At 43.4% G+C, this 16,020-nt stretch carries 14 protein-coding genes; 9 read left to right on the top strand and 5 right to left on the bottom strand.

Annotation, left to right across the window (positions count from 1 at the left end; all coding sequences use genetic code 11):
* Nucleotides 1-50 precede the first annotated feature (50 nt).
* The 4 genes from JMW90_RS12320 to JMW90_RS12305 all read left to right on the top strand — a co-directional run bounded on the left by JMW90_RS12320 (nt 51) and on the right by JMW90_RS12305 (nt 4,129).
* Nucleotides 51-665, top strand: a complete 615-nt coding sequence (locus JMW90_RS12320; protein ID WP_201564560.1) for a 3'-5' exonuclease — start codon at nt 51-53, stop codon at nt 663-665.
* 215 nt (nt 666-880) lie between these two features.
* Nucleotides 881-2,944, top strand: coding sequence for a D-alanyl-D-alanine carboxypeptidase/D-alanyl-D-alanine-endopeptidase (locus JMW90_RS12315; protein ID WP_227691960.1), 2,064 nt, complete (start codon nt 881-883; stop codon nt 2,942-2,944).
* Between the two features lie 39 nt (nt 2,945-2,983).
* On the top strand, nt 2,984-3,499 hold the full coding sequence (locus JMW90_RS12310; RefSeq protein WP_201564556.1) for an ABZJ_00895 family protein: 516 nt from the start codon (nt 2,984-2,986) through the stop codon (nt 3,497-3,499).
* Nucleotides 3,500-3,631: 132 nt separating this feature from the next.
* The gene (locus JMW90_RS12305) at nt 3,632-4,129 is read left to right on the top strand and encodes a DUF421 domain-containing protein (protein ID WP_201564554.1); all 498 of its coding nucleotides are present in this window, start codon (nt 3,632-3,634) and stop codon (nt 4,127-4,129) included.
* A gap of 155 nt (nt 4,130-4,284) precedes the next feature.
* On the opposite strand, the gene JMW90_RS12300 is transcribed toward JMW90_RS12305, so the two are convergent.
* Nucleotides 4,285-4,731 (bottom strand): DUF2147 domain-containing protein, encoded by a 447-nt coding sequence (locus JMW90_RS12300; protein ID WP_201564552.1) that lies wholly within the window; start codon nt 4,729-4,731, stop codon nt 4,285-4,287.
* 323 nt (nt 4,732-5,054) lie between these two features.
* Here JMW90_RS12300 and rlmH point away from each other — a divergent pair, with 323 nt between their 5' ends.
* Complete coding sequence (rlmH, locus tag JMW90_RS12295; RefSeq protein ID WP_201564550.1) at nt 5,055-5,543, top strand: 23S rRNA (pseudouridine(1915)-N(3))-methyltransferase RlmH; 489 nt, start codon at nt 5,055-5,057, stop codon at nt 5,541-5,543.
* 235 nt (nt 5,544-5,778) lie between these two features.
* A complete protein-coding gene (locus JMW90_RS12290) occupies nt 5,779-6,693 on the top strand; it encodes a DODA-type extradiol aromatic ring-opening family dioxygenase (RefSeq protein WP_227691959.1) in 915 nt (304 codons plus the stop codon).
* 70 nt (nt 6,694-6,763) lie between these two features.
* Here the strand turns inward: JMW90_RS12290 and JMW90_RS12285 are convergent, their stop codons facing one another.
* Nucleotides 6,764-8,257: an amidase gene (locus JMW90_RS12285; RefSeq protein WP_201564548.1), complete on the bottom strand. Its 1,494-nt coding sequence runs from the start codon at nt 8,255-8,257 to the stop codon at nt 6,764-6,766.
* Between the two features lie 430 nt (nt 8,258-8,687).
* Nucleotides 8,688-11,984, bottom strand: a complete 3,297-nt coding sequence (locus tag JMW90_RS12280; RefSeq protein WP_201564546.1) for a DNA translocase FtsK — start codon at nt 11,982-11,984, stop codon at nt 8,688-8,690.
* A 589-nt stretch (nt 11,985-12,573) separates the two neighbouring features.
* Between JMW90_RS12280 and trxB the strand changes: the two genes are divergently transcribed.
* The 3 genes from trxB to JMW90_RS12265 all read left to right on the top strand — a co-directional run bounded on the left by trxB (nt 12,574) and on the right by JMW90_RS12265 (nt 15,004).
* Nucleotides 12,574-13,596 carry a thioredoxin-disulfide reductase gene (gene trxB / locus JMW90_RS12275; protein ID WP_201564544.1) on the top strand — a complete coding sequence of 341 codons (1,023 nt, stop codon included), beginning with the start codon at nt 12,574-12,576 and terminating at the stop codon, nt 13,594-13,596.
* Nucleotides 13,597-14,421 carry a leucyl/phenylalanyl-tRNA--protein transferase gene (gene aat / locus JMW90_RS12270; RefSeq protein ID WP_201564542.1) on the top strand — a complete coding sequence of 275 codons (825 nt, stop codon included), beginning with the start codon at nt 13,597-13,599 and terminating at the stop codon, nt 14,419-14,421. It begins immediately after the preceding gene.
* Nucleotides 14,422-14,566: 145 nt separating this feature from the next.
* Nucleotides 14,567-15,004: a MerR family transcriptional regulator gene (locus JMW90_RS12265; protein ID WP_201564540.1), complete on the top strand. Its 438-nt coding sequence runs from the start codon at nt 14,567-14,569 to the stop codon at nt 15,002-15,004.
* 72 nt (nt 15,005-15,076) lie between these two features.
* Here the strand turns inward: JMW90_RS12265 and rimI are convergent, their stop codons facing one another.
* Together rimI and JMW90_RS12255 are read right to left on the bottom strand one after the other, a co-directional pair.
* On the bottom strand, nt 15,077-15,547 hold the full coding sequence (gene rimI / locus JMW90_RS12260) for a ribosomal protein S18-alanine N-acetyltransferase (protein ID WP_201564538.1): 471 nt from the start codon (nt 15,545-15,547) through the stop codon (nt 15,077-15,079).
* A gap of 309 nt (nt 15,548-15,856) precedes the next feature.
* Nucleotides 15,857-16,020, bottom strand: a 164-nt coding sequence (locus tag JMW90_RS12255) for an EF-Tu C-terminal domain-related protein (protein ID WP_476705325.1), incomplete at its 5' end; no start/stop codon positions are given.

The raw sequence follows: 16,020 nt of genomic DNA, 5'->3' as shown, positions 1-16,020 counted from the left end.
CTATTTGATTGTTAAATATTGAAATAGGACAGCTATGGAGATAAACGCGTATGAGTTGGCTAAAAAATCTGTCTGTTTCTTGGCAAAAAAACCAGTTACAACGCCCTGAACTGGCATCAATGTTTACGACGTCCGCCTCTGAACAGTGGGTCGCGATTGACTGCGAGATGACGGGACTCAATCCAAAAAAACATCACCTGCTGTCAGTAGCTGCTATTCATATCAATGGTAATAAGATTGATACCGGAAATGGGTTACATTTGCTTTGCAAGCCGCCTGTCATGCCTGAGCGCGATACCATTGTGATTCATGGACTGCGCACCGCCGATGTTGAGCATTCGATGAGTTATGATGAGATGCTCTCGTTATTACTACCCTTTATTGGCAATCGACCGTTAGTCGGGTTTTGCCCGCAGATAGATGTTGGGTTTTTAAATCCTTTGGTCAAATGCTATATGGGTACTCATCTGCCCAATGAGATTATCGATATCCGCCATCTTTATAGCCGGCGTATGATAGGTCGTAGCCAAGGGCTTCCTAGTCAAGCACAGCATTTGAATAGTATCTTAGCGCATTACAATATTCCTGAGCTTGGCACCCACGATGCTTATAATGACGCCATCATGACAGCGATGGCATTTTTGCATATGCGTCAAAACTTATAATCAAAATGTAATATCCAAGCATTAAAACGCTACGGTACTGCGGGTATAAATTTTTTGTAGCCTCTGTCGGCTAGCTACAGCAAGCAAGAAAAATTAATACCCGCAGTACGTAATGTATCGATATTACTTTTCACTGACTATACATGCTACGGCTACGCGAAAACAGCAACTCATGTTACCATAGCCTGTTTTTGCCACCTGATGATAGGCTGCTCATGCGCTCCTTAGTAAAATCCATTCTGCTTAAAACGCATAACCCTTCTATACGGACTACTTCCCCTCTGACAGCCATTAGCCAATATCTGCATAAGCCGAAAAATATCGGTCAACGCTTATCTTTATTTGCATTCGTTATTGCTCCTATTTTAGCGCCATTACAGCTGCACGCTGCCTTACCACAAGAGATTGAGACCGCATTAGCACAAGCCCATTTAAGCACAACAGATATCAGTATTGTCATTACGCCAGTGGGTGACAAAAACGCTAGTCGCTTGCCCTCTGCCATTCAGGTTATCGACAGTAAAAAGGCAGTCAATCAATTGCAGCCTACAAACACAGGTAAGATCAATCCTAACTTTGATAGTAACCAGCAAAAGCTGGCGAATAACACTGTTCCTAAACCGCTAGCCAATTACCAAAGCGCGTTAGTAACCATCGAAAAGCAAACCATCAGACAGCACGAAAGGCAAATACATGCTTACACTGATGATCCTTACACTTATCAAAGCTTAGAGAGTATTCCGCCATTACTGCCCGATGAAGCTTTAACATCTGTTAAGCATCTTACTAGTAGTGGCATCAATAGTGATGGTGATAAAAACAATAATGACAGTAGCAATAAAAATCAGAAGGCTAAAATCAACCCGTCGATAAAAATCTCTTTTTCACCATTACTCAGTCATCAGCCTGATATCGCGCGCACGCCTGCCAGCACGATGAAACTCGTCCCTAGCTTTATTGCCTTAGATACCTTGGGTGCTGACTTTGTCTGGCATACGCGCGTTTATCATACTGGTATCATCATTGGTGACACGCTGCTTGGCGACTTGGTGATTCAAGGCAGTGGCGACCCAAAAATGACCCATGAGCGCTTACAGCAATTGCTCTATAAAGTGAAAGCAACCGGCATCCGTCATATCGATGGCGATATCATTGTAGATAGCGCCATTTTTAACCACGTCACTAAAGATCCTGCGGCATTTGATCACGCGCCTTTGCGTCCTTATAACGCCAGCCCCGATGGTTTTTTGGTAAATTTCAGTACGATTGCTATCCAAAGCTATCCATTAGATAATGTACAAGCACAGCTGACTTATACGCCGCAGCTGGCAGATTATAAGTTGCCAAGCACGATAAATATACGCCCCTCTGCCTGTGGTCAAGCCCGTTATAGCTTAGCGCCGCAGTGGCAAGCAACTCAGCTAACATTCGATACTTCTTTACCCGATAACTGCGGCAACCATGCTTTTTATGTCGCTTATCCTGATGCCAAAGATTTTGCTGCCCGTGTGATCAAAGCCAAATGGCAGGCACTAGATAATACGCTAACGGGCAACGTTATCGCTCAAGAAACGCCGTATAATAATAAAAACCCCACATCAGCGCACGGTTTGGCAGCGCTATCTATGTCACCGTTGCCGATTGTCAGCTATCCTTCTTTAAACTTGACCCAGCAAATTTATGATATCAATCATTTCTCTAATAATGTAATGACTGAACAAGTGGCGCTATCAATAGACGCTTATCATAAACCTAGTGATGAAGCCGTTAATCCAACCATTAATAAAACGGTCGCTAAAGCCATCAATAGTCAGCGTAGCTTATATCAATTTGGTAAGCCTACGACAACGAGCTACCCTGCTGCCTTACAAACCATCAACGAATGGTGGCAAACGCATCTAAGCACGCCGCCGCCACATCTGACCAATGGCTCTGGGCTTTGCCGCGACTGCACCATCAGCGCCGCTAATTTAAGTGAGCTATTGATCTATGCCTATAGTCACCCAAGCTTTGATGCTTATGTAAACTCGTTAGGTATCGCTGGCGTCAGTGGTACTATCTCTGCGCATAGCGAGCGTTTGCCAGAATCAAACGCCATTGGTCGAGCTTGGATAAAAACGGGTACATTAAATAATGTGACTTCGATGGCAGGCTATGTCAAAGGACTCTCCGGACAAGATTATGTGGTGGTGGGACTCATCAATAATGAGCAAGCGTTCAATGCTTATACGGCAAGACCGGTACTGGACGCCATGCTAGATTGGACAGCGCAGCATTGATTTTTTACGCCAGATTATTTACTTTATAAAGGACATCTTATGTCACGTAAGCCCGCGTCACTTAGCAAATCTATCGCCCCATCAGGACCTAAAGGACCACCTTTAAATACAACTGGCACTCAACCAAAACTGATGCTTTATGTTGGGTTTTTTGCCGTTGGCTATATACTTGCCAGCGCTGTATTTATGATGATTCAAACCAAGCTTGCTCTCAATGCGCAGTTGGTCACTGTGCTGTCTATCGTCTTGGGTGCATATATTGCCGTGCATAAGTTTATCAAGCACCAACAGCGTGCACTAGATAGAGGCGAGATCAATCGCTTGATGTTTGGCGGCGTTATCGTAGTTTGGCTACTCACTATGGTTTACTTTTTGGGTATATGGGTATTTTTATTCGACGCCATCAGCCGTGAAGTGCTGCTTGAGATGAGCATGCAGCAGCCTTTACCATTAATTTCTGCATTGATCATGATACTGCTACTGAGTTTGGTGAGCGCACGTATTAGTATTTGGGCAATCAACCGACTGCTTGATCCCAATCGCAAAGCGGTTTAAGTGCTTGTGATGGTTAACAACTGGGCGCTATAAATCATAAACAAGCAACTACAAAGTTTTTGCCCTATTCATGCCCAAATTCCATTAGGCTGTATTTACGCTGATGAACTTTGATGAATAGGAGATAAGACCATGGAAATGATTTTTTTTGACAATGTTGATAAGCTTGGACGCATTGTATTGACCACCGTCGTGGTCTACGTTTTGATTGTTACGTTTACTAAAATTTCAGGCAAACGCTCAACCTCTCAGCTAAATAATTTTGACTGGATTGTTACGGTGATGATTGGGTCATTGAGTGCCAGCACAATTTTACTCAAAGATATTCCGATTATCGAAGGTATGGCGGCTATCTTGTCACTGTATTTATTACAATTTTTGGTCACCAAATACGCCTCTGTTTCGCCGCAATTTAGCAGCTTTATTTTGTCTGAGCCGCGCATTGTCTTTTATCAAGGGCAGTTTTTACCCGATGCCATGCGCGATGAGCGTTTGACCCGCCAAGAAATTGAGTGTGCCATGCGCTCTGAAGGTATTCACAATTTTGATGAGGTTGAAGCCGTCGTTTTTGAGTCGGATGCCAAACTGACTATCATTTCAAAGCCCAGCCCTTTTTATAGTAATAATTAAGAAGCAGATGATACGGTATCAGAGACGATTGCTCCGCTTATGTAATATGATTAATAAAAAAGGACAGCCAATATGCATTGACTGTCCTTTTATTTAATGCTGCTGGTTGCAGATATGTTTTATCTAGAGTCGCGATAACTGCTACTATTATATGGTTATTTAATACGCTGCCACGTTTGTGAGCGACCAAAAACGGGTGAGCCAACATAACCGCGTAGTTTTAGGCTTTGCCCATTATCACTGAGCGTCAGCTTGCCAGAGTAGGTTTTTCCTGACTCAGGGTCGATCAGTTTGCCATCACTCCATTGGTTACTACCATCCGCTTTTAGACCTGTTAATATCTGTAAACCTTCAACAGGCTTATTCTTTAGGCTACCAGGGCATTTGGTGCAGATGGCATCCGCCTTTTGTTTATTGAGCACTTTGATGATTTTTCCTGAGACCTTGCCGCTGTTTTCAGTGAGCTGAATAACCGCCTTTTTTTCACCGGTTTTATCATCAATGGTCTGCCACTGTGTGCCATTTAACGACACAGCAAAGACAGAAGTTGAAAACAGTGCACCGGCACTTAGAGTGAGTAAAGTTGAGATAGTACGATTCATGGACGATTCCTTTCGCTTAAAAATATTTAAAACCAAATTTTTGCTTTATCATAAGTACATTGCAATAGGACATTGCAATATGGCTCTTCTTGTTATCTTGTTATCTTGTTATCTTGTTATCTTGTTATCTCTGTTTTAGACTGCCGTTAAGATCACTCTTAATCAAGTTATCTTTAGAAATGTCGAGATAAAAGAGAACAACTGTTTGTCATTGTTATTAGAGCACAAAAGTTTAGTGTATAAAAGGCTTGTTTGTTACATTATCTTACGCATAAGTTTCTTTTGTTACATGTATTTAATCACTGATCAAAATGGCCGTTGTTATGAAAGTAAGAATACTGACCGTCGGTAATAAAATGCCCAAATGGATACAAACCGGTTTTGATGAATATCATAAACGCATTCAGCCCATGCTACATACCGAAATCGTTGAAATTTCGGCGGCGAAACGTGCAAAGAATCCATCAGATGCCAATTTGGCTCAATACCGTGAGCAAGAAGGTCAAGCGATATTAGCCGCTCATGCTGCTGCAGGACGTGAGCAATTATGGGTACTCGATGTCAAAGGTAAGATGCTATCGACCGAAAATTTGGCAGAGAAATTGTCTGATGGCATGCAGCAAGGCGATGATATTGCTCTGGTCATTGGCGGTGCTGATGGGGTATCGCCTGACGTATTGGCAAAAGCAGATGTAAAATGGTCGTTATCGGCGCTGACGTTACCACATCCCTTGGTACGCGTTGTACTCATGGAGCAGCTATATCGCGCGATGAGTATCAATCATAACCACCCTTATCACCGTGGTAATTAAAGTATAGTGAGTTCAATAAATAAGAGTTACGTTCACAATATCATGATGCTGGGATAAATTTCTCTCGCTTGCTGTGCGCTTGGCACTCCAGAGGCTTCGCAAAATTTATCCCAGCAGTACTGTATTTTTTAAATTGAATCGACTATAGCTATAGAAAACTATCTCGTAGAAGAACCTCATCAATCACAGTGACACAACAGATTGAAAAATAGACGCACGCCCTAATAAATGCCACATGAGATATCCTAAACCTGCAACATCCAATGCCCAAAGTATCAGTCCGCAACGCGATGACAATCGCGACGATTTGCATGACTCACTAATATCGACGCCAATTACAGCAGAGGCGGCGTGGGCAGATGCGCCAATTATATCGAGTGCAGCGAAACGACCCAAGCTACCAGCACTGTTTATATCGCATGGTGCGCCGACGCTGGCTATTGAGCAATCAGCTACAACCAGTGCGCTGGCACGTATTGGACAAAACCTACCCAAACCTCGTGCCATCGTCATTATGTCTGCGCATTGGCAATCAGCCAAACTTGAAATCAGCAGCAATCCACAACCAAAGACTTGGCATGACTTTTCAGGATTTACCCCAGAGCTGTATGAGCTGCAATATCCTGCTGCTGGTCATCCAGCACTTGCCGATACCTTGGCGCAGCAACTGAGTGCCCGTGGTATCGTTTGTAGGGTCAATCCCTTACGTGTCAGCGACCATGGAGTATGGGCGCCGCTTTTACACTTGTATCCAGAGGCTGACATCCCTATCGTACAAATATCCTTGCCACAGTATTATGACAGTATTGCCTGCTATCAATTGGGCGCGCAACTGGCACAGCTGCGTCAAGAGCAAATTCTGATTATTGGTTCGGGGAATATCACGCACAATTTGCAAGCCCTACGCTGGCAAGCGGACAGCATAGACCAAACCGCAAAAGAGTTTAAAGTGTGGCTGCTACAACAGCTCAAAACCGATATTCCAAGCGCCTTAGACTGGCAGCAATATCCCGACTATAAGGATATCCATCCAAGCGATGAGCATCTACTGCCGCTGTTTTTTGCTTTAGGTGCTGGTCAACGCGTTTCAGTAGTGCATCAAAGCATGGCGCATCATAGTCTGGGCATGGATATTTATCGCTTTGATTAAAGACTCTCAATCAAAGCGTCAAATATATAAAGTGTCAGATATATATGTAAATCTAGTCAGAAAAATACCTCTACTTCTCAAAAGCAAGTTTGGTAAATAAACCAGCGCGCTCCATTTCGCCTGCAACACTCAATAGCGTCGTTTCATCATTCATACGCCCAATTAACTGCATGCCAATCGGCAGCCCTTTTTTACTCATACCGACAGGCAATGATAGCGCCGGTAGCCCAGTGATATTACCTAATAAAGTAAAACCCATCTTCCCTAGAACTGGCGAGCTTAACTTTTCAATCATACCTGAGCTAAAGGCGTATTTGCCCATATCCATGCCTTTGTTCAATAGACCAGCAGTGCGCATCAGCATCTCATCCATTCGACTTGGTGGTAATACGCCATGCTTGACTGCCGGTGTTGGAACGGTTGGGCACAAAATCATATCGTAAGTCTCTAATAATAGACCGGTTTGATATTGGCTATCATGCCAGCCATGCTTGGCGTGCGCCAAATCAACAGCAGATAATGAACGTCCAAGCATCGCCATATTATAAGTTTGCGGTTCAAGGTTTTGTATGTGTTGCGCGCCATAGCAGCGCTCAATATTATCAATGGTAAAAGCAGTATGCGCGCAAACAACGACTAAAAAATCATGCCAGAACTGTTCAATATTAATATTAGGCTCAGCCGGTATCACACGATGACCCATAGCTTCTAGCTGCTTTGCTATCTTCTCTAATACAGCAATGACTTCTTTATCGACCACAGTGTTAGCGACCAATGGCTGTTGATGCAAGGCAATAGTCAGTTGTCGTGGCGCGCGCATCGCAGCTTCTAAGAAAGTACCTTTGGGCGGCGCTATGACATAAGGCGCCCCGATTTCAGCACCACTTATCGCATCAAGCATGGCAGCACTGTCACGTACGCTACGTGTAATCACATGATCTGCTACTGCCCCTTCCCAGCTTTCACCAAATAACGGTCCCATTGGATTACGCCCGCGACTGGGTTTGAGTCCAAACGTACCACACCATGCAGCAGGGAAACGTATCGAGCCGCCACCATCACCCGCGCCTGCCATCGGTACGATACCGCTCGCTACTGCCGCCGCGCTACCACCCGATGAGCCACCAGAGCTATAGCCTTTTTTAAAAGGATTGTGCGTCACGCCATGCGCTTTTGGCTCAGTGGTGATAATCAAGCCAAATTCTGGCGTATTGGTTTTACCAAAGGTATTAACCCCTGTCGCCTTCATACGCTTAACGATTTCGCTATCGTTTTTTGACATAATATTGACGCTACGACTGCCCATCGTGATCGGCTCATCAGCGAAATGAAAGGACAAATCTTTTAATAAATACGGGACGCCATTGAACACGCCAGCTGGCAGTCCTGCCTGCGCTGCAGCATAAGCACGCTCGTCAAAACGGTGGACAATAGCGTTCAATTTGGGATTAAGCTGATTGGCTTGATAGACCGCTGCATCAAGCAATTCTTTGGCGCTGACTTCTCCAGTATTGACCAATGCTGCTAGTGCCAATCCATCGTACTGGGTATATTCTTTAAACATAACCGACCTTCCTTGGTGAGCAATCAAATTTGAATTTTAAAAAATTGCGACGTATAGTCAAAATATCCCAAAAACGCTACAGTGCTGCTGGTATAAATTTTTTGCAGCCTCTGTCTGCATGGGCACAGCAAGCAAGAAAAATTGATACCAGCAGTACACCATGTGTCGATATTACTTTTCACTGACTACATTTGTGTTATAAACAGTCACCAGTTTAGTATAAAACCTTTGCGTTTATAAGGAACAAACAACCTCATTGGTTATTTAGGGTATTTATAATCCTATCTGATATGCTCAATTGATAGCCCAAATTTTGCGGCTTTCAATGCTCTTTAAGGAATAAAACACCTTAATGTTTTGACAATAAAAAACGAGTCACTCTCGTTACTCGTTTTTTATTATTCATCTATTTTTCAATTAGACTTAAGCGCTACATCAGCAGCTCACGTTTGCCACTTTTGCCCATTGAGCTGACCAGTCCAGCCTCTTCCATCGAGTCAACAATTCGCGCAGCGCGGTTATAGCCGATGCTAAATTTACGCTGAATACTAGAAGCGGAAACTTTACGGGTCTCCATAATAAAACCAACGGCTTCATTATAAAGATCATCGTCTTCGCCAGAAGCATTGGCAGCACTAGAGCCGCCACTAGGACTAGACAATTCAAAATTGCCTGCCATATTGTCAATATAATCCGGAGCACCGCGCTCACGCCAGGCATCACAGACGCTATTGACCTCTTCATCGCTCACATAAGCACCATGGACACGATCCGGTTCAATCTGCCCAGGTCCTAAGAACAGCATATCGCCATTACCAAGCATATCTTCTGCGCCGCCGCTATCCAAAATAGTGCGTGAATCGACTTTTGAGTTCACTCGTAACGCCGCTCGTACGGGAATATTGGCTTTAATCAAACCAGTAATCACATCAACTGAGGGACGCTGAGTCGCAAGGATTAAATGAATCCCTGCTGCCCGCGATTTTTGCGCCAAGCGTGTGATTAACTCTTCTGCCTGCTTACCGACCTGCATAATCATATCGGCAAACTCGTCGGCAACGATGACAATCATCGGTAAGGTCTTAAGTTTTGGTGCTTGGCTAATACTTACGCTGTCATTGGGTCGCCATAACGGGTCAAGCATTGGATTGCCTGATTTTTCAGCAGCGATCACTTTTTTGTTAAACTCATTTAGTTTACGCACCTTTAGCAAGCTCATAAGCTGATAACGACGTTCCATCTCTGCGACGCACCATGACAAGGCACTTGCCGCTTCAGTCATATCGGTCACGACTGGCGTCAGTAGATGCGGAATGTCATTGTAGTTGGCAAGCTCAAGCTGTTTAGGGTCAATCAGAATCATCCGCAGCTCGTTTGGCGTATATTTAAGCAGCATTGATAGTAACATGGCGTTGACCAATACCGATTTACCAGAACCCGTCGTACCAGCGACCAACATATGTGGCGCACGCGCTAGATCAGTAATAATAGCTTTACCGCCAATATCTTTACCCATCGCCATGCTGATTTGTGCTTTAGGATCTTTAAATTTTTCGGTATCCAATAGCTCAATCAAGCGTACCATTTCGCGCTGTTTGTTGGGCACTTCAATACCAATATAAGGCTTGCCAGGAATCACTTCGACCACACGTAAAGACGCCATTGATAATGACCGTGCCAAGTCGCGTGAAATTCCCGTGACTTTGCTGGCTTTTATTCCAGGAGCAAGATCTACTTCAAATCGTGTGACGACAGGTCCCGGAATAGCATTCACTACCTGCGCTTTTACATTAAACTCTTGCAGTTTAATCTCTAGCAGCTCTGATAACTGCTCAAGCTCAGCAAGCGTATAGCTTGGCTGACGATTGGGGTCTGGCTTATCTAAAATAGACATCTCTGGAATCGGCGTTAGGCTACTGCGATAGACAGCCGTTTGCATCGAGCGTGATTTTTGACTGAATGCAACATCATCACTAATATGAGGCATAACGGGGGCATCAATCTCGTCAGCATTGTCGTAAACGTCGTAAGCATTGTCATCTTCCGGCATCATATCCGTAATATGATTGCTGCTATCACCTTCTGGCACCGCAAAACTCATGGTTGGTTTGGTTCTTGTGGCTGATTCAATACTCGATATGGCAGCCGTACTTTCTGCCATTGGTGGCGCTGTTGGATTTGCAGGCGGCGTATTGGTCGGTGTCATATCTATTATTTCTGATGTATTCTCTACGTTAGAAATAGAATGAGACTCCAGATCTTTCAACCAGTTATTTGCATCATTATGGGGAATTTCGTCAGCGGAATCGCTTAATGAGATAATAGCTTGCTTAGTAGGTGCCGCTGCCGTTTCTACTCGTGTTTCTACGACAGATGATTCTTGTTCATTATCCAAATTAGTCGCTTCCGGCACTGCAGCATGCTCTGCCAACCATGCATCAACTAAGCTATCGACACTAGGCGCTGATTCAATAATATCTGGCTGATCTGTCGGAAAGCTCGTCGCAAAATCATCTAATAAATGCGTTGCGTGTTGCCCAGCTGATTGTTGAGTATCCTCTTGAATGATATCAAGAACAGGACTTGCAGAAGAAATCTCAGTATTTGAGCTGTCAAAAGAGGCAGTTGCTGACGTATCCACATAAGGAGCGTTTACAGTATCGTAAGGGATCGTATCTTGCTCATTTGCTATCTGATTTGCCAGTAAATCATCGACGGTATTGGCATCATTCCATGCAAAACTTGGCTCAACCTTTCTGATAGGCGTTGGCGTAGCATTGGCAGCAGGCACTGATGTTTTATTTAAATTAGAAGTACTATTGCCGGTTGTCGTGGCGGCTGCAGTTTGCAGTTGCTCTTCTCGTCTGGCGGTCTCACTAGCCATTTGCGCCGCTGCTGCCATAGAAGCTTTTACACTGGCACCCAATCCTGAAGACGATAAAAAATCTGTCAATGCAGTATTGAAGCGACCACTTCTACTATCTTGCTGTTTATTGTGAGCCTGTTCAGCTGCTTGCAACTCAAGTGGCAGTTGTTCATATTCTGGTATGACAGTCTCATTTATCGCCGTATTATCAGTAGAGTGCTTTGCTGCATTCATGCTGTTTTCTGTCTGCTTGTCATCAATCGTATGATCAAGATTTTTGACACCTGAGCCAAACCAAGACAAGGTTTTGATTTTTTCATAAATACTCAACCAATGAATATTAAAGGCAAATGTCGCAGTAATAATGACAAATACTGCCAAAAACGTCACACTCCCCCACTGTGATAACAGCTGTGCCAGCCTTGCTTGTAGCTCAAGACCAATAATACCACCAGCAACGCCTTTGAGCCCTGAAGATATTGGATCTGCTACCTGCTGCACCAATGCAATCATCTGGGCAAATAAGGCACTGCTGCTCAATATCAAAAACACATACGCAACCAAACGCAGTAGCCAAAACGTTGGTTTATTGTCCCACCAAATTAGAATGGACTCATAAACCAAAAACGCCAGCAACCACCACGCACCAAAACCAAAAAAGCTATACAGCAGATCTGATAGCCATGCGCCCATCTCGCCGCCCATATTATTAATAGCAGTCATATCACTACTGATGTGCGACCAGCTAGGATCATTACCGGTATAAGTCATCAAAATAACGAACAAATAAACCGCGAGGAGTAATCCTAGTAGGGTAAATATGCCCTTTTTTAAATAATCAATAATTGGTGCTGATATCACGTAACGTCTGCCTTGTTGTTAATACTCGTCATGAATACTCGATGGTCGTCAAACCATGATTAAGCCTAATCATGCTGACATAAATTCCTGATAGAAACTGCTGCAATAGGTTACTACTGATGTGGCGTAATCATACAAAAACTTTATCTAAAAATACTGCCGTAAAATATTAACTGCGTTACTGTTTTTATTTTTTGATCGGCATACAACTTCTTATAATAACAAATACATAGCAGCCATTGCGACTGTGTTATCAATAAAGCGCATAAGAAAATCAAACCAGTAGTGATTTTGCGAAAAATGCGGCTATTAAAAAAGCGTGTCTGTCTTTTACAGCGAAATGTTTGAATATGAACTCGCTTTTACCATTTATATTTCAAAAGCGAGATACTTGAGTTCTAATGATACCCATATTTGTTTTAGCAAACTTGCACTTTTTGCACTCAGCCCTTATGTTATTATCACATAGCAACGATAAAAACCATTTTCGTCCTCATTTTTAACACTTATCTTTTATAATACTTATAATATGTCCTTAATATTTTAACGTTAAACCTTTTCACTTTTATTGCTCTAACAAGGAAATCTTATGGCAACTGATAACACCACGCCACGCCACGAAAAACTGATTATTTTAGGTTCAGGTCCTGCTGGCTATTCTGCCGCTGTGTATGCAGCTCGCGCCAACCTAAAGCCTGTTATGGTCACCGGTATGGAAGTCGGCGGACAGCTCACGACGACCACCGAAGTCGATAACTGGCCGGGTGATGCCCATGATTTGACGGGTCCTGCGCTGATGGAGCGTATGAAAGCCCATGCCGAACGCTTCGGTACAGAATTGGTTTATGACCATGTCAATGCTGTGAATTTAAACGTGCGCCCTTTTGAGCTGACCGGTAACAACGGCAACTACACCTGTGATGCTCTTATTATCTCAACGGGCGCATCAGCACAGTATTTAGGTCTAGAGTCAGAAACCAAATTCCGCGGTCTTGGCGTTTCTGCTTGTGCGACCTGTGATGGCTTCTTTTATAAAGACCAAAAAGTGGCAGTGATTGGTGGTGGTAATACAGCTGTTGAAGAAGCGCTATATTTATCAAATATCGCAGCCGAAGTTACGTTGGTACATCGCCGTGATAGCTTACGCTCTGAGAAAATCCTACAAGATAAGCTGTTTGAAAAAGCCAAAAATGGCAATATCAAAATTGAGTGGAACCACAGCGTAAAAGAAGTGGTTGGGGATGACATGGGTGTCAATGGCGTTGTCATAGAATCTATGATTGATGGCAGCACCAAGCAACTGGATGTTCTTGGCATGTTTGTCGCGATTGGTCATAAGCCAAATACTGACTTGTTTAAAGGTCAGTTAGAGATGAAAGACGGCTATCTTATCGTCAATAGCGGTCTTAAGGGTAATGCCACCCAAACCAGTATTGAAGGTGTCTTTGCCGCAGGTGATGTGGCGGATCACGTCTATCGCCAAGCAATTACCTCGGCGGGTACCGGCTGTATGGCAGCGCTTGATGCTGAAAAGTATCTAGATGCAATAGGCGAAACGGTCGCTCAAGATCATACTTATGCTTCAACGTTGACAGCTGATAAAGAAGCGTAAATGAGCAATTTTGTTAACGATGGTCATACAACACCTGAGGCTTTTGTTCAACATATCAAAAGTCTTGGGCATTATGACTTTCCAGATCCGGCTTTGGTGGATCCTGATGGCATAGGCATTGTGGCTATTGGGGGAGATTTAGCCTCTGAGACACTGATTTCTGCTTACGCTCAAGGGCTATTCCCTTGGTTTAATGATGATGAGCCGATTGCATGGTGGTGCCCCGAGCCCAGATGTGTGATGCAACCGACCAACTATGAGCCGAGTAAATCGCTACGTAAGCAAGCAAACAGGGCACGTTGGCAGTTGACGCTAAATCAAGCTTTTGATGAGGTCATACACGCTTGTAGTTTACCGCGTAGTAATGGCGTTGATGACGATCTTAATGAAAGTCAGCTTGATGGCGAGCATACTTGGATACATGACGAGATGATTGAGGCTTATAACGAGCTGCATGCCCAAGGCTTTGCTCATAGCGTTGAAGTTTGGGATGATAAAGGCGCGCTCGTTGGTGGTCTATACGGCTTAAAAATAGGCGGCATTTATTTTGGTGAATCGATGTTTCATATCGCTTCTAATGCGTCAAAACTGGCATTTTGGGGCTTGATGCGCTTATGCGCTCAAAGCAAAGTGACGCTTGTTGACTGTCAATTACCCAACGAGCATCTCATGAGTTTAGGTGCTATCACCTTACCACGTACTGATTTTTTGACTCAACTAGATACGTTAATATCTAATGATTCAAATAAATGGCACAAGAATTCGCATAAGCCTTTAGCGGTATCGCTGCTGGGAAATTTACAACCTTGGCAGTTAAATCTTTAAATTATTGCTCTACTCTAAAATCAAAAGAGCTAATCGATAGATAAAATAGCGCGACTCGATTGAATACCTATGATTGTTATTGCTACCTTTAATCTGCAATTTCTCTTATAAAAAATAACTTACATATCACGATGATGAGTACATTATGGCACCTGATACATCATTCTTATTAATTGGAAAACTGGCAAGCACAGCCAATACGACTAAAGACACTGTGCGTCACTATGATGAGCTAGGGCTGTTGAAGTCTCGTAAGCGACAGGCAGGCTCACGGCTATATACTGAGTTTCATTCAGAATGCGTTGAGCGCATCGAATTAATCAAAAGCGCTCAAGCGATTGGCTTTACCCTCACTGAAATCAGAGAGAGTCTTAATGACTACTATGATGGGCAGCTAGATGTTGATTTACAACTGATGCTTACTCAGCAAAAACTGGCGCAAGTCAAAAAGCAGCAAACCAATATAAATGCCATGGTAGAGCTCTTGAGCGAACGTATTGAAGTGCTTGAGCGAATGAAAGCAGATAGTGGATATAAGCTGGATATTGAAATCTGCAAAAAGAAAATACCCGTGCAATCTTAGAAAATTTACTCAGCTCATTCCTAGGGCGTGTCTGCATTTTGAAAATAATGATAAAAATCAGATAAATCGCTATTAAACATAAATACGCTGCATAATCAACGCATCGATGGCTGGGCGATGAGGAATTTGGTAATAACCTTTACGTGTATGAATCACTGCCAACCCTTGCTGCTCATATAAAGCAATCGCAGAAGTATTGTCTGCTCGCACTTCTAATAAAAGACTCTCTACTTGATTGGCCTCTAACGCTTTATTTAGCCTAGCAAAAATTCGTGACGCGATACCTTGACGCTGATAGTCAGGATGCGTGCCGATACGCAGGATTTCTGCTTGCTCAAAGACTACTTGATATAAGCAATAGCTAACGACTTTATCAATTTGATAAACGACCAATAAATCAATACTATCCTGTGCAAGCAATTCTATTATTGTCTGATAACCCCAAGCATCTTGCGGTTGAATAATGGCTTCGATAGCAGCGACAGCTTGGATGGTTGCTACTTGCTTAGCTGGCTCATCGATTAATATTTTTATATCAAACATTAGCCTTCCTTTAGTGCCTTGCTTCAAATACAGGTTATATAGTCAGAGAAAAGTAATATCGATACCTCAAGTACTGCTGATATTAATTTTTCTTGCTTGCTGTGCCTACGCAGACAGAGGCTACAAAAAATTTATATCAGCAGCACTGTAGCGTTTTTGAGATATTTTAACTATATATCTCGGATTATAGACGCTATAATTCTGCTATTTCTTATCCACACTCACAAAAAAGCCGTTCTCAACCAAGAGAACGGCTTTTTAGATAACGCTAGCAGATTGCTCTACTAGCGTTACTATCTAATATGCTGCTTATGCGTGAACAGTAGCAACAACACCAGCGCCTACCGTACGGCCGCCTTCACGAATAGCAAAGCGAAGACCTTTGTCCATAGCGATTGGGTGGATAAGCTCTACGCCCATCTCAACGTTATCGCCAGGCATGACCATCTCTGTTCCGTCTTGTAATTGGATTG

This window comes from Psychrobacter glacincola, from assembly GCF_904846215.1.
Taxonomy (GTDB): Bacteria; Pseudomonadota; Gammaproteobacteria; order Pseudomonadales; family Moraxellaceae; genus Psychrobacter; species Psychrobacter glacincola.
This window is presented reverse-complemented; position numbering and strand designations above follow the sequence as displayed.